The 14,182-nt window shown below is 50.3% G+C and carries 12 protein-coding genes; 8 read left to right on the top strand and 4 right to left on the bottom strand.

Annotation, left to right across the window (positions count from 1 at the left end; translation table 11 throughout):
- Nucleotides 1–254 precede the first annotated feature (254 nt).
- From JRF57_12670 to JRF57_12635, 8 genes are all read left to right on the top strand, one after another.
- The gene (locus JRF57_12670) at nucleotides 255–1,505 is read left to right on the top strand and encodes a Glu/Leu/Phe/Val dehydrogenase (protein ID MBW2304549.1); all 1,251 of its coding nucleotides are present in this window, start codon (nucleotides 255–257) and stop codon (nucleotides 1,503–1,505) included.
- A gap of 48 nt (nucleotides 1,506–1,553) precedes the next feature.
- The gene (locus JRF57_12665; protein ID MBW2304548.1) at nucleotides 1,554–3,827 is read left to right on the top strand and encodes a hypothetical protein; all 2,274 of its coding nucleotides are present in this window, start codon (nucleotides 1,554–1,556) and stop codon (nucleotides 3,825–3,827) included.
- Nucleotides 3,828–3,962: 135 nt separating this feature from the next.
- Nucleotides 3,963–4,838, top strand: coding sequence for a hypothetical protein (locus tag JRF57_12660; protein MBW2304547.1), 876 nt, complete (start codon nucleotides 3,963–3,965; stop codon nucleotides 4,836–4,838).
- Nucleotides 4,839–5,644: 806 nt separating this feature from the next.
- On the top strand, nucleotides 5,645–6,487 hold the full coding sequence (locus tag JRF57_12655) for a transporter substrate-binding domain-containing protein (GenBank protein MBW2304546.1): 843 nt from the start codon (nucleotides 5,645–5,647) through the stop codon (nucleotides 6,485–6,487).
- 182 nt (nucleotides 6,488–6,669) lie between these two features.
- Nucleotides 6,670–7,344 (top strand): amino acid ABC transporter permease, encoded by a 675-nt coding sequence (locus JRF57_12650; protein ID MBW2304545.1) that lies wholly within the window; start codon nucleotides 6,670–6,672, stop codon nucleotides 7,342–7,344.
- A complete protein-coding gene (locus JRF57_12645) occupies nucleotides 7,337–8,074 on the top strand; it encodes an amino acid ABC transporter ATP-binding protein (protein MBW2304544.1) in 738 nt (245 codons plus the stop codon). Before JRF57_12650 ends, JRF57_12645 begins: the two co-directional genes overlap by 8 nt.
- Before the next feature lie 207 nt (nucleotides 8,075–8,281).
- Entirely contained in the window at nucleotides 8,282–8,887 is a 606-nt protein-coding gene (locus JRF57_12640) for a CBS domain-containing protein (GenBank protein ID MBW2304543.1), read from the top strand.
- Nucleotides 8,888–8,988: 101 nt separating this feature from the next.
- Nucleotides 8,989–9,531 (top strand): nitroreductase family protein, encoded by a 543-nt coding sequence (locus tag JRF57_12635; GenBank protein MBW2304542.1) that lies wholly within the window; start codon nucleotides 8,989–8,991, stop codon nucleotides 9,529–9,531.
- Nucleotides 9,532–9,546: 15 nt separating this feature from the next.
- Here the strand turns inward: JRF57_12635 and JRF57_12630 are convergent, their stop codons facing one another.
- From JRF57_12630 to JRF57_12615, 4 genes are all read right to left on the bottom strand, one after another.
- Nucleotides 9,547–10,332, bottom strand: a complete 786-nt coding sequence (locus JRF57_12630; GenBank protein MBW2304541.1) for an NRDE family protein — start codon at nucleotides 10,330–10,332, stop codon at nucleotides 9,547–9,549.
- 26 nt (nucleotides 10,333–10,358) lie between these two features.
- The gene (locus JRF57_12625; GenBank protein ID MBW2304540.1) at nucleotides 10,359–12,326 is read right to left on the bottom strand and encodes a PAS domain S-box protein; all 1,968 of its coding nucleotides are present in this window, start codon (nucleotides 12,324–12,326) and stop codon (nucleotides 10,359–10,361) included.
- 92 nt (nucleotides 12,327–12,418) lie between these two features.
- Nucleotides 12,419–13,243 (bottom strand): fumarylacetoacetate hydrolase family protein, encoded by an 825-nt coding sequence (locus JRF57_12620; protein MBW2304539.1) that lies wholly within the window; start codon nucleotides 13,241–13,243, stop codon nucleotides 12,419–12,421.
- Nucleotides 13,244–13,251: 8 nt separating this feature from the next.
- The gene (locus JRF57_12615; protein MBW2304538.1) at nucleotides 13,252–14,043 is read right to left on the bottom strand and encodes a trypsin-like peptidase domain-containing protein; all 792 of its coding nucleotides are present in this window, start codon (nucleotides 14,041–14,043) and stop codon (nucleotides 13,252–13,254) included.
- Nucleotides 14,044–14,182: the final 139 nt, after the last annotated feature.

Genomic DNA, 14,182 nt, shown 5'->3' with positions numbered 1-14,182 from the left:
GAGCAGCAGGGACATGAGCCCCCAGACGGTGACTTCAAGATTGACGGTAACGATCTTTAGTCGGCTTGCAGCCGATTCCAAAGCTACCGGCTTCAGCCGGTACGTAGTTTACTTAGGTTTTTACCGAATACAATAAACTATTATCGCTTGAAGGCGGAGGTTTCTCCCATTACCAGAATGGGACAATTAACTAGTGTCCATCCAGAGATGAAATCTGGAAACTAACTTACTTCAAGATCCAAAAGGAGGCGGACATGAACGAGAAACTCAATCCCTTCAAAATCGCGCAACAGCAACTGGACGATGCAGCGGAAAAACTCGGCCTCGATGCGGCGACCCATGAATTGCTCAGGTGGCCCATGAGGGAGTTGCATTTCACGATGCCCGTCAGGATGGATGATGGCTCCACCAAAGTGTTCCATGGATTCAGGGTGCAATACAACACTGCTCGTGGACCTGCGAAGGGCGGGATCCGGTGGCATCCGGACGAAACCATCGATACGGTGAGGGCCCTTGCCGCCTGGATGACGTGGAAGACATCGGTCGTAGATATACCGCTGGGGGGTGGAAAGGGAGGCATCGTGTGTAATCCCAAGGAACTTTCCGAAACGGAAAAAGAGCGCCTGGCAAGGGCATATATACGTGCCATCAGCCGCTCGCTTGGGGTCACCCGGGACGTGCCGGCCCCGGATGTCTATACGACTCCCCAGATCATGGCTTGGATGATGGATGAGTATGAAACCATCATGGGAGAGAAACACCCCGGGGTCATTACCGGAAAGCCGATCCCCGTGGGCGGATCCGAAGGCCGAAACGATGCGACGGCCAGGGGTGGAATCTATGTTTTGCGCGAGGCCGGAAAGACTTACGGCATCGAGTTGCAGGGAGAAAAGATGGCCATCCAGGGTTTCGGAAACGCAGGACAGTTTGCTGCGCGTCTTGGAGAGAAAATTCTTGGTCTCAAACTGATTGCGGCCTCTGATTCAAAGGGAGGTGTTTATAACCCTAACGGTATTGATGTAGAAGCACTGATTGAGCACAAAATGAGGACCGGGGCGGTGGCGGATTTTCCCGGAACAGAGGCTATTTCCAATGAGGATCTTCTGGAGCTGGAAGTTATGGTCCTCTTCCCCGCAGCCCTTGAAAACGTCATCACGGCGGAAAACGCCGACCGGCTCAAGTGCAAATTCCTCTGCGAACTGGCCAACGGTCCCACCACCCCGGATGCGGACGATATCCTTTACGATAAAGGTGTCATCGTGCTGCCCGACTTTCTGGCCAATGCCGGCGGGGTGACGGTCTCCTATCTTGAGCAGGTCCAGAATACCTACAATCTTTACTGGAAACTGAAAGAGATTCACTGGAGACTTGACGAAAAAATGTCCCGTGCTTTCTTGAGCGTTCATGAAATGTACGAGAACAAAAAAGTCAATATGCGGCAAGCGGCCTACCTGGTATCCGTGGCTCGGGTGGCCGAGGCCTGCAAGTTGAGAGGGTGGGTGTAACCCGCCGTCCTGTCCTTCCAAAGGATTAAACGAAAGAGAGGAAGCGGAATGGACCTGGTCCCGGCCTACCGCATGTATCAGAAGATGGCCCAATATCCCCATCTCATCGATTCGATGCGGGAGATATTTCTAACGGCTTTGAAGGAAAGGGGGATATTGGACGAAGAGCGGCTTGAGCGGGAGGTCCGGGAACAACTCAGAAAGCTGGGAATCCCCGCCGATGAGGAGAATCTCAAGGAGTACAAGGGGGCGCTCATTGATCTCTACTTCGCGAAAAATTTTTCGCAGGAAGAGATCGAAGACCATATCAACCTCGCCCGCAAAGAGGAGCTTTTCCATACCCTTAACCGCGTGGTTAATACGGAGGGGGCAACATCCCTGAAGATCAAGGAAGCCCTGAAGGCCTTTTGCGAGATCCCCCAAGGGGATCTTTACATCGATCCGGTGGCAGCAGAGGGCGTCAGGGTGGGGCTTATCAACCATTTTATTTCCAATCAACTTCCCTTCATCAGTATCGCAAAGAAACATATTACGATCCGCGATACAGAGGAAATGCTGGATCACTCCTATTGGAACCGTCGGCGTCCGGGAAGGATCGGGGGTAAGTCCGCCGGTTTGCTCCTTGCTTACAAGATCCTTGTTCCGAGGCTTGCCAAGAGGGACCCGGAACTCGAAGAGTACATCCGCGTGCCGGAGTCCTTTTATTTCAACTCAGGAATCTTTTCCGACTTCATTGATTTCAACGGCCTCCACCAGTTCCATAGCCAGAAATACAAGACCAGGGAGGCTATCGAAGAGGATTACAAGAATATTTCCCAGCTTTTCAGGAATGCCTCCTTCCCGCCGGACACGGTGGAAACCTTCCGTGAATTCATCGAAAAGGTCGGAGAGCATCCCCTCATCCTGAGATCTTCAAGCCTGCTGGAAGACAACTTCGGATCGGCCTTTTCAGGAAAGTACGATTCCATTTTCCTGGCAAACCAGGGTGACCCGGAAACCCGTCTCAGGGAATTCATCTGGGGCCTCAAGCGGGTTCACATGAGTACTTACGGACCGGCGCCTATCCTTTACAGGCGTGATCACAACCTGCTCGATTTCGACGAAAAGATGAGTGTCCTGGTCCAGAAGGTTGTGGGCAGGCGATTCGGTAAGTACTTCTTTCCCTTTGCCGCCGGGGTGGCTTACTCTCAGAATCTTTATAGATGGACGCCCCGGATCCGCAAGAAAGACGGTATCGTCAGGCTGGTCTTCGGGCTCGGAACCCGGGCTGTGGACAGGGTCGGATCGGATTATCCCCGGATGGTGCCTTTGAGTCATCCCATGATTCGGCCAGAGGTCGGGGCCAGCCAAATCATGCGCTATTCACAGAAGTACGTAGATGTCCTGAACCTCGAATCAGGAGAAGTGGAGACCAAGCCCTCTTTGGAAATTTTACCCCTTGTATCCGAAGAGGATCGTTTCTATGCCCTGTCATACAACCAGTCAGGCCATCTTTCCGCCCCTCTGTTCAAAGGTCAGGAAGGGGACATCCACCAGGCCTGCATCACCTTTGAAAATTTTTTGAAGAACTCTCCCTTTGTCTCCTTGATGAAAAAGATTCTCCGTCGTCTGGAGGAGGCTTACGGGCGACCTGTGGATGTGGAGTTCGCCTGGGAGGATGGAAAACTCTATCTCTTGCAATGCCGCACCCTGGCAATCGCCGAGGAGTTGAGCGCGGTGAGGATTCCCTCGGATATCCCTGATGATTCCATCCTGTTCACCAACGATCGCATTGTGTCCAACAGCATCATTCGCGATATCGAGTACATCGTGTACGTGGATCCAAAAGCTTACAGTCAACTTTCCACATATGATGAAAAGGTCATGGTCGGGCGCGTTGTAAGCAAGTTGAACAGGGTCCTGGAAGGAAAGCGTTACGGCCTGTTCGGACCGGGACGATGGGGCAGCAACGATATCAATCTGGGGGTCAGGGTGGGATACGAAGACATCAACCGGACTTTGGTACTCGGGGAAATCGCTTTTGAAGAAGACGGGAGCACCCCTGAAGTTTCCTTCGGCACCCATTTCTTCAATGACCTGGTTGAGGCACGGATCGTACCCATCGCTATCTACCCTGATAACAAGGGAACGATCTTCCGCGAAGAATTTTTTCTCCAAAAACCCAATGTCATTGATTCATTGGCTCCCGAGTACGCTTCTTATGGAACGGTGGTTCGGGTACTTCATCTTCCTTCCTGTTCAGGAGGGGAATACCTGCATGTTTATCAGGACGGCCACGGCCAAGAGGGTATCGGTTTCTTGAAGCTGCCCGACGGGGAATAAGATTTTTATTCCCTTTTCATTCTAAAGAGGCCTCCTCCCCGATCCACTGTCTCAATTTGTTTATACCTCGACATGTGGTGACGGACTACAAGGCCATTTGGAAATTTCCGCCTAGCGAAAAGGAGAATTGACAGAATGAAGCCCTTCCTGCAATCGGATGTGTCCGCCCTTAAGAGTGTCCTTCTGAAGCATGCCAAGGATGCCTTCGGAAGCCAGGAAAAGATTGAAGGAGAGTGGAGAAATCTTCATTACACCGGCCCGCCGAATTTCGAGAAAGCCGTTGACCAGTATGAACGATTCTTGTCCCTTCTCAAGGAATTTGAGGTTGAGATTCATTGGCTCCCGCCGAATGGGAAGACGGGGCTGGATTCCATATATGTAAGGGATGCCTCGGTTGTATGTTCCAAAGGAATCATACTTTGCAACATGGGAAAGGAACAGCGCGGAAAAGAACCCGATGCTCAAGGCGAACTTTACGAGCACTTGGGTTTACCCATCATTGGACGAATAAGGGAGGGAGGACGTCTGGAGGGAGGTGATGTCACCTGGATCGATGAACGAACCCTCGCCGTTGCCAGGAGTTACCGAACAAACGATGAAGGAATTCGGCAGCTCAGGAGCCTGCTCGGGGATGTCGTTGATGAAATCCTGGTGGTCCCTCTTCCACATTGGAGGGGAATGGATGACGTGTTTCATTTGATGTCTATCATCAGTCCTCTGGACCGGGATCTGGCCCTCGTTTATTCTCCTTTGATGCCGATTCCTTTCCGTGAAGCGCTCCTTAAAAGGGGAATCGAGCTCGTTGAGGTCCCGGATGAGGAATTCGAGACCATGGGTTGCAATGTCCTGGCCGTTGCGCCCCGAAAGGCCGTTATGATCGATGGAAATCCAAAGACCAGAGCGCGGCTTGAAGAGGCTGGAGTGGAGGTCAGTGTTTTCGAGGGATCGGAGATTTGCTCAAAAGGGGCGGGGGGACCGACCTGCTTGACAAGGCCGCTCATTCGTCAATGAATCCCCACTATTCAGACGGTTTGGTTTCATCGGGTTGAGCCTGACAGAGTTTGTCACTTCGTAGCTGTGAGGAGGGCGGAACATTGGGCACAAAAGGGCCGTTTATGGATGGTCGTTACATAAGGGGGCTACGATGTATAGGGAATGTCGTATAAAATGATTGACATCATTCGGGCTACTTTTATAAAGTTCCAGAAACCTTGATAGATGAGGAATGAATTTTTGTTTCCAGGATCAAGTGATTTTTCTTTCCGGCGCAAGGTTTCATTAAAAATATCCCCCTTGAACCAGAATCGGCCGCCAAAACCCGAATCGCGCGCCAAAAAGGCTCAACTCTTCCTCTTGCTTGGGCTCACCATAAATTGAGTATTGTATTTCGTCTTGCGACCATCAAAGTGCGTGCCCAATCGTGAATGGAGAGGTGTTGATCAAAGAAAAGGTCTCGGCAATTAAATCCTAAACTGAGCGTTTCAAAATTTTGATGAGATCCTTTAAGGTTAAAATTTGGTAGTTTGTCCCGGTGTATTTTTCCCTTAGAGGAGAGTTTGTCGTTTTTGCAGGGCCGAAGATTGAGGATATAAGATTTCACACATTATGGGAGGAGGGTTTTTTTAAGCAGCCCACGGTAATACGAAAATGAGATGATGTTGCTCTCGGGCCAAGTGGAAGGCCTGGCCCTGATGGAAAACCACCGAAAAAACGAAGGGGGGTGATACATCACAAGAGGGGAGGATATTTCATCTTATGCCGGGAATTTGTCACGTTGTTCCATTATTTTCAACTACTTCATGAGAGAGGAGCATAATATGAAAAAGATTGTATCGATCCTTTTGTTCTCCTTGTGTATAGTTGCTTTCGGCCTGACCCCTGCGATGGCCTTCACAACGGAAGACCTGGCCAAGGCTTCCACCCTGGAAGAAATACAGAAACGGGGACAATTATTGGTAGGGCTTGAAGCCGGTTACCAGCCCTTTGAAATGCAGGATGAAAAGGGAAACATAGTCGGTTTTGACGTAGACATGGCCTATGAACTGGGAAAGGCCATTTTCGGGAAAGGCGGTGAAAAAAGGGTTAAGCTGGTGAACACGGCCTGGGAAGGGATCATCCCCGCCCTCATGACACACAAGTTTGATATCATCATGTCCGGCATGACCATCCTCCAGGAGAGGAACCTGAAGGTCAACTTCTGTGAACCGTATTATTACATCGGTCAGTGCCTGCTCATTAACAAGAAAAATGCCGGTAAGTATAAGGGCCCCAAGGATCTCAACAAGAAGGGTATCATCATCACCAGCAAGCTCGGCGTTACCGGTCAGTTCACCGCCGAAAAACTGATGCCCCTTGCGACGCATCGGTTCTTCAAAACCGAGGCCGAAGGAGCACTTCAGGTCGCCAATGGCCTCGCAGATGCCTTTATTTACGATGAACCTCAGGTCAGGGTCTTTGCCGCCAAATACAAAAAAACAACTGTAGGGCTTTTCACTCCCTTGACCTACGAACCGCTGGCCTGGGCGATCCGAAAAGGCGACCCGGATTTTCTCAATTTCTTGAACAATTTCCTGCGTCAGGTCCGGGGAGACGGCCGGTGGGATCAGCTCAAGAAAAAATGGTTCGTGGATTACATTGAAGAACTTGCTAAGAAGCAGTAAAAATGAAACGGAGGGGGATGTCCGAGGGCATCTCCCTCTTTTAATCGAGGAGAATTGAATTGCGCTTCACTATTCGCTCTCTTATTACATTGTGCGTCTTGGCGGTCATTGTTTTTTTCGTCTATTACTTTTTCGCCAGGAAAGGGATAACCTATATTTGGCATTGGGAAAGAATCCCTGAGATGATTTTTTATTACGGATCAAAGTCCGCCGATGATCCGACGCCCCGGCTTCGTATGGGGGTGTTGATGATCGGATTCATGTTGACGTTGAAAATCTCGGTCGTTTCCATAATTTTCGCCGTCATTATCGGTACCGTAGTCGGAATCGCCAGACTTTCAAAAGAACCTGTCACCAGGGGGCTTTCCCTCGCCTACGTGGAACTCATCCGAAATACGCCTCTTCTCGTCCAGATTTACATCATCTACTTTTTCGTGGGATCCATGCTCCGCCTATCCGCATTTGTCGCCGGGGCGGCGGCATTGGCCATCTTCGCTGGAGCTTATGTGGGTGAAATCGTGCGTGCCGGAATCCAGGCCATCCCAAAAGGACAGATGGAGGCGGCAAGATCTTTGGGAATGCCTTATGGAACGGCCATGCGGCATATTATTCTTCCGCAGGCCTTTAAACAGATCATTCCCCCATTGGCCGGTCAGTTCATCTCACTAATAAAGGACTCATCCCTTGTTTCCGTCATCGCGCTCGCTGATCTAATGTTTCAAGGACAGCAGGCCGTGGCAAGGACCTATTCCGCATTCGAAATTTACTTTACCGTCGCGTTTCTATACCTTGTCATGACCTTTACGTTATCAATGGCTACCCAGTATATCGAAAGGAGGCTTGCCATCAGTGATTAAGGCAAAGCACGTTTACAAGACCTTTAAGACTCCGGATAGGAAAGAAGTAAAGGCCCTGATCGATTTCAACACGCATATCAAGAAAGGGGAAGTGGTTGTTATTATCGGGCCCAGCGGTTCTGGTAAAAGTACTTTTCTGAGGTGCTTGAACCGGCTGGAAGAAATTGACAGCGGCCAGATCATAATAGACGGGGTCGACATATCCGATAAAAAGGTCGATATCAACAAGGTTCGTGCCGAAATCGGCATGGTTTTCCAATTGTTCAATCTTTTCCCCCACAAAACCGTGCTTGAAAATGTAACCCTGGCTCAGACCGTCGTTCGAAAGAGAAGCAGAGAGGAGGCAGAGGAGATAGCCAAGGAGCTGCTTCACAAGGTGGGTATTCTTGAGAAGGAAAATGTATATCCTTCACAACTTTCAGGGGGACAACAACAACGTGTAGCCATTGCTCGGGCCCTGGCTATGCGACCCAAGATCATGCTATTTGATGAGGCCACGTCGGCCCTGGACCCCGAAATGATCGGAGAAGTGCTGGATGTCATGAAAACCCTGGCAAGAGAAGGTATGACCATGGTGGTTGTAACTCACGAAATGGGATTTGCAAGGGAGGTTTCCGATCGGGTGATCTTTATGGACGGGGGAAAAATCGTAGAGGAGGGAACGGCCGAACATTTCTTCACAAACCCCGAACATGAAAGGACCAAGTTGTTTCTAAGCCAGATCCTATAAAAAACCACCTAAACTGAGCGTTTCAAAATTTTGATGAGATCCTTTCGGATTCCGTCATTGCGGCGTACTGATATGCACGCCTTATTCAGGTCTCCTGAAAACTCGGAAATCGCTCAATTTAGGAACCAATAAAGCGGGAAAAAATTACAAGCAAGGGTTGACGGAGATTCCGGCGCAGGAAAAGCAGGTGCCAACCAGAAACGAATTATGAAGATCAGGACATTGATGATCCCTAATCCGATTACTATCGGAGAGAAGGCTTCGATCCAAGAGGCCATCGAAGTCATGAAGGAGCATTCCATCAGGCATCTGCCTGTTGTTGGGAAAAACAATAAGCTTAAAGGATTCGTGACCCTGGCCGACTTGAAGATCGGCTTTATTCCCTCGATGGTCGCGGATCTTTCCTTGAAGGATCTGATGATCAGGGATCCCATTACCGTTGAGCCGGGTGATTCCGTCGAAAGTGCGGCTCAACTTATTTACACCCAAAAGATCGGCGGTATGCCGGTTGTTGAAAACGGGAGACTGGTGGGGATAATTACACAGACGGACATCCTCAGGGCCTTCATAGACATGATGGGCATCCTGAAATCCAGTTCCCGAATCGATGTCGTGATCGGGCAGGAAGCTGGTTCTTTTAAACGGGCTCTTCAGATCATCCACGAAAGTGGTGGAGATATCATTAACGTCGGTGTAGTGCCCCAGATGACTAACGAACGAACCTATTGCTTTCGCCTTAGTTCCTGCAAAACGACCCCTATAAGAGAGGCCCTGGAGGCGGAAGGATTCCAGGTCCTATCCGCGATGGATTAAGCCCATATTATATGCACGACGAAAGCCCTTTCCGGGAGGCTTTTAACATGGTGTCGGCCCTTACATAATAAAGGGCGGGGGGATGCACGAGGAGGAGATAAATGGCCGAGTTGATGGAAATACTCAAACAGCGGAGGAGTATACGGAAATTCCAGGAAAAGGCCTTGCCGGACGGCCTGGTCGAAGATGTTCTTGAATCCGTCAGGTGGTCCCCATCTTGGGCCAACACCCAGTGCTGGGAAGTTGTGGTGGTGAAGGATCCTGTTACGAAGGAAGCCCTGGCGGAAACCCTGGGAAAGACTAATCCCGCACGAAAGGCGGTTCTAAAGGCCCCGGTTGTCCTTGCACTTTGCGCCCGGCTGAAACAATCAGGATATTACAAGGGAAAGGCCGTCACCAAATTCGGAGACTGGTTCATGTTCGATATGGGCATCGCTTCGCAGTCCCTTTGCCTTGCGGCTTGTGACCATGGCCTTGGAACCGTGATCGTGGGCATGCTGGATCACGACAAGGCCGGGGAGATTCTGGGAGTGAAAGAAGGGTGTGAGGTTGTTGCCCTCATTCCTCTGGGTTACCCGGATCAGGATCCTCCTGCGCCCAAGCGAAGGTCGGTCGGCGAATTTATTCATTTTGAACGCTTTTAGCCGGTTCAAAGCAGCCTATCTTCTGATCTTTGATTTCATTAACTGAAAAGTGTAGCGATGGGTTCCGAGGGGTTTCCCGTCCGACCCGAACGATTCTTCCCAAAAAATACCCCGGTGTTTTCTGTCGATGAGGAGGATTGAGGAGGCCCGTGTTCCGTATTTTGGGCTGACGACGAAAATGGGTGCGAGAAGTCTTTCCCATTCAATCCCCACGCCGGTATCCGGAAGCAACTCGTCATCCGGGATCCTGCGTGAGTGCAGGATTTCGAGAAGCGAGGAAGGTTCTGGACTCCTTGGGCGGTGAAGGGCCTGCTTCAGGGCTTCCTTTCCCCAGGTCACCTTAGGCCAGGGGGTGTCCAGTAGATGATTGCTCAGTCCGTATATTCCCGGTTTAAGACGAACAGCTCCCCGCCCTCGGTTTGAGTACCAGAAAATCTTTTCGAGATCGCCGATAAGGAGATTGAAGCCGTTGTACCGGGAGGCCTTCTCTTGAAGATTTTGGAGAAAAGCGGAAGCGGATTCCTTTCCCGTCAGGAAGCGCTTGAGAAGATTTCCTCTTGAGGGCGCCCTTTCTTTTCTTGTTGCTGGATCCCGGAAATTGGTCAGGGCCCCGATACGCCCTCCCAGCGTTACACCGAGCCACGTTCCGCCTGCCTTCAGATCCCTTCCGGCAAGCAAGTCCGGAAAATCATCCCAGAATGCGAGTGGTGCGGTCGGACGATTATAGAACTCGTCCCGGTTGGATAATAAAATGAGCTTGTATTCCGGGTGGACATCGAGGGCCAGGAGTATGATGCACATAGGTGATTCCCCCAGGATCACATGTGTTACTGTTCCAGGATTTCCCGGATCTTGCGAGAAAGAGACTTGATCCGGTAAGGCTTCTGGATGAATCCATCGGCACCGCGCTGCAGGATCTCCGAGGCCTGATCAGCAACGCTGTAACCACTGGACAGCAGCACCTTGACCCCCGGGTCTATCATTTTGAGTTGTTCATATGTTTCCAGACCTCCCATCCCCGGCATAATAATATCGAGAATGACGAGATCAATCTGGTTCCCTTTGGCCCTGTAAATCTCTATCGCCTCTGCGCCGCTTTTTGCCGCATACACTTTATATCCTAACCCTTCAAGGATCTTAACGCCGATCACAAGTATCAAATCTTCGTCGTCCACGAACAGGAGTCCTTCTTTCCCCTTGAAGAGATCTTCTCTTTTGGGTTTCTCTTTCTTTGGTTTTCTTTCGGAGGCAGGAAGGTAGATGTCGAAGATGGTCCCCTGCCTCAATTTACTGGAAACCCCAATTCCGCCCCCGTGATTTTTGATGATACCGTATGCGGAGGCCAGGCCCAGTCCTGTTCCCCTACCTCTTTCTTTGGTTGTGAAGAAGGGCTCGAATATCCTCTTCAAGGTTTCTTCATCCATGCCTGTGCCGGTATCCCTGATGGAGATCCTGACATACCTCCCGCGGGAGATGTCCAACGCGATGGAATCCGGCTCCGAGAGATACATATTCCGGGTCTCCACGAACAAATCCCCACCCCCGGGCATAGCTTGCCAGGCATTGAGAAGGATGTTCAGAAGTACCTGAGTGATCTGACCCCGATCGATTTCAACATTCCAAAGATCCTCCTGGAAACGGCTGTGAACATGGACCTCTTTCTTGGTTCGTACAAACATCTGGAGATTCCTTCGAACGAGTTCGTTGAGGTCGGTAGGTTTTGCGTGATACTTGCCACCCCTTGCAAATCCAAGTAGTTGCTGCGTAAGTTCTGATCCGCTCTTTACGCATTTTTCAATATTTTTCAGGAATTCCTGGTGCATGTGATCATCAGGGATGTCCAATGCCATGAGGGATGCATTGCCCTGGATAGCCATAAGTAAGTTGTTGAAATCATGAGCGATGCCTCCAGCCAAATTGCCAAGGGCCTCGAGTTTTTGACTTTGAAGCAGCCTTGACTCTAATTCTTTCTGTGCCGTAATGTCTCTCATGAAGTTTAGGGTAGCGGGGCGGCCTTGCCAGTTGATACATACGGCATTAAGATTTACCCAGTATACTTCACCCCCTTGACCAATCAGCCTGAAGGTATACTCCGGCGGAACCGGCCTTCCCTCAAGGCGTTGGAGGTGACGTTCTTTTACCAGTTTTCTGTCTTCAGGATAAATATACTCCAGAAAGGATTTCTCGAAGTTGACCCCGAGGCGTCTCCCCATTTCAGCGGCCTTCGAATTGTAAAAACAGATTCTTTCGTCCTGAAGGACGAAAATGGCCTCCTTGGCGTTTTCCACGAGCAAGCGATACTTTTCCTCGGATTCCCGCAGGGCCTCTTCCGCCCGTTTTCTTTCGGTGATGTCGGTGACGATTCCGAGCAGGGCCCTTTCCCCTTCGTATTGGATAAGCCTGGAAGTGATGATCGCATCGATCCGTTCCCCCTTCTTGGTTATAAGGGTGTATTCATAGGGTCCGATTTCATCACCCTTCATGTGTCTCTTGAAATTCTCCGAAACGATTTCGGCTGATTCCGGGGCGATGAGACACCTGAAATCAAAGTTCGGATCAATGAATTCACTCTTTTCGTATCCCATCCTCCTTTCGCAGGTCTTGTTGGCGTAAACGATGCGTCCGGCCTTGTTGATGAAAATCATGTTAGGTGATTCCTCGGTGAAGGCCTGGAACTTTTCTTCGGATTCCCTCAAGGCTTCCCGAAGCTTTCGACATTCTTCCTTAGAGAGCTGTAACTCCCGGGCTATTTTTCGAAAGGAGGCATGTTTCCCGGAGGATTTGGATTCAATCATTCGACACCATTTCACGTGTTCGGAGGTAAATCCTTTTGGTGTGTCGGGCTTGATACACCAAAGTGAGTGCGGCCCATAGGGAAAACCGTATTCTAAGGGAAAGTCCGGCAAGTATTCGACAGTGTTCCGATCCCTTCGATCTCCACCTCTATTTGATCTCCGTCATTCATATAAAGGGATGGATCGCGAAACGCGCCCACTCCATGAGGTGTTCCTGTCAAGATCACGTCGCCCGGGAGCAGGGTAAAGGCCCGGGAGAGAAAACTGATCAAGTAAGGAATCTTGAATATCATAAAAGAAGTATTACTGTCCTGCATCAAGACACCGTTTAGCCGGCTCTTGATCGTGAGGTCATGGGGATCGGGTATTTCCTCCACCGTGGTGATCCATGGCCCAAGCGGACAAAAGGTATCCAGGGATTTCCCTCTGACCCATTGTCCGTCTCCGAATTGAAGGTCTCGGGCACTGACATCATTGGCGCAGGTGTATCCGAAGATGTGGTTCATGGCCTCCTCTTCCGGGCATCGGCGGGTCTTCCTTCCCATGATCACCGCGAGTTCAGCCTCGAAATCCACTTTTTGTGTCAACCCGGTGCTCCAGGTGATTTGTCCGCGATGCCCAACAAGGCTGCTTGGGAACTTGGAGAAAACGAGAGGGGTCTCCGGGACGGTTCCTTTGCTTTCACGGACATGATCCAGGTAATTCAGTCCGATAGCGATTATTTTTGAAGGAGAGGTTAAAGGTGGAGCAAGATGGACTTCATCAAGGGAGATCGGATCCCCTCCAGGGGTGACATCCGTGGATTCGGAACGAATCAGTTCCTCCATCCTGCCGTTGTAGTCAATTGGGACGAGGACATTTTCCTTGACAAGTCCCAGCCTGATACGATCGTTCTTGTAAAATTGGGCTATCTTCATTGTGTACCTTATTTTTGACCCTCGATATAGGATCTGTATTCTTCTATGACTTGACTTGAAAGAACAGCGAACCCGACTCCGCTTACCGGAACCCCGTTCATTTTCGAATACTTCATGCTCACCACCCCCACAACCTCTCCTTTTTCATCGATCAAGGGACCGCCGCTGTTCCCGCGATTGACTGGAGCAGAAAACTGAATGACCACTTCCCCGCTTTTTCTCATCTTTCTGAAGCCCGTGAAAACACCGTCGGTGATGGTTGAATCGAGACCGGCTGAGGCTCCGATGGTGAAAAGTCGTTCCCCGGGCACAAGGGTGTGAGGATCCCGCAAAGAGAGAAAGGGGGTATTTTTCGCATATAGTACGAGCAGGAGGGCCAGATCATGCCGGGCACTCATGGATATGACACTTATAGGGAATTCTGAATGATTGCGAAGCAAGGCCACCTGTCCTGTTTCTCCCTCGATTACATGTCGACAGGTTATGGCATACCCGTTTGAAGATATGAAAAAGCCGCTCCCAAGACGCCGCGGTCCTTTTATTGTAAAGGTGCAATGGGTTGCATGTTCAATAGGATTGCGGGAGAAAGAGGGGAGGACGGGATGTGATGGGGTTTCCTTTGATTTTGGCTCTTTGAGTTCCCGCACTTCGAGGGGGCCACGGATTTTTCCTGGATCCTCCGGTTTTCGGTCGGAGAAATGGACGACACCTTTTTCATCGACCCATTTGTAAAGCTTTGCCGCCTGAGAAGTCACGGGTAAAAGACATAATATTAGAATCAGGGTGGTTACAGCCTTCATAAGCAAAAAATTGAACTCGAACTCATGTTGTTTTAAGTCCCTGGGGGCCTGATGCGGGAAAACCCTGAGGGAAGCTTAATGTCCCAATCTGGGAATAAGAGAACCTTGGGCCTTCAGGCGAAGAGAGACCTTTGAAAAA

Source organism: Deltaproteobacteria bacterium (assembly GCA_019310525.1).
In the GTDB taxonomy this organism is placed as follows: domain Bacteria; phylum Desulfobacterota; class DSM-4660; order Desulfatiglandales; family HGW-15; genus JAFDEE01.
The sequence above is the reverse complement of the archived record's forward strand: the minus strand, read 5'-3'. Positions and strand labels throughout refer to the sequence as shown.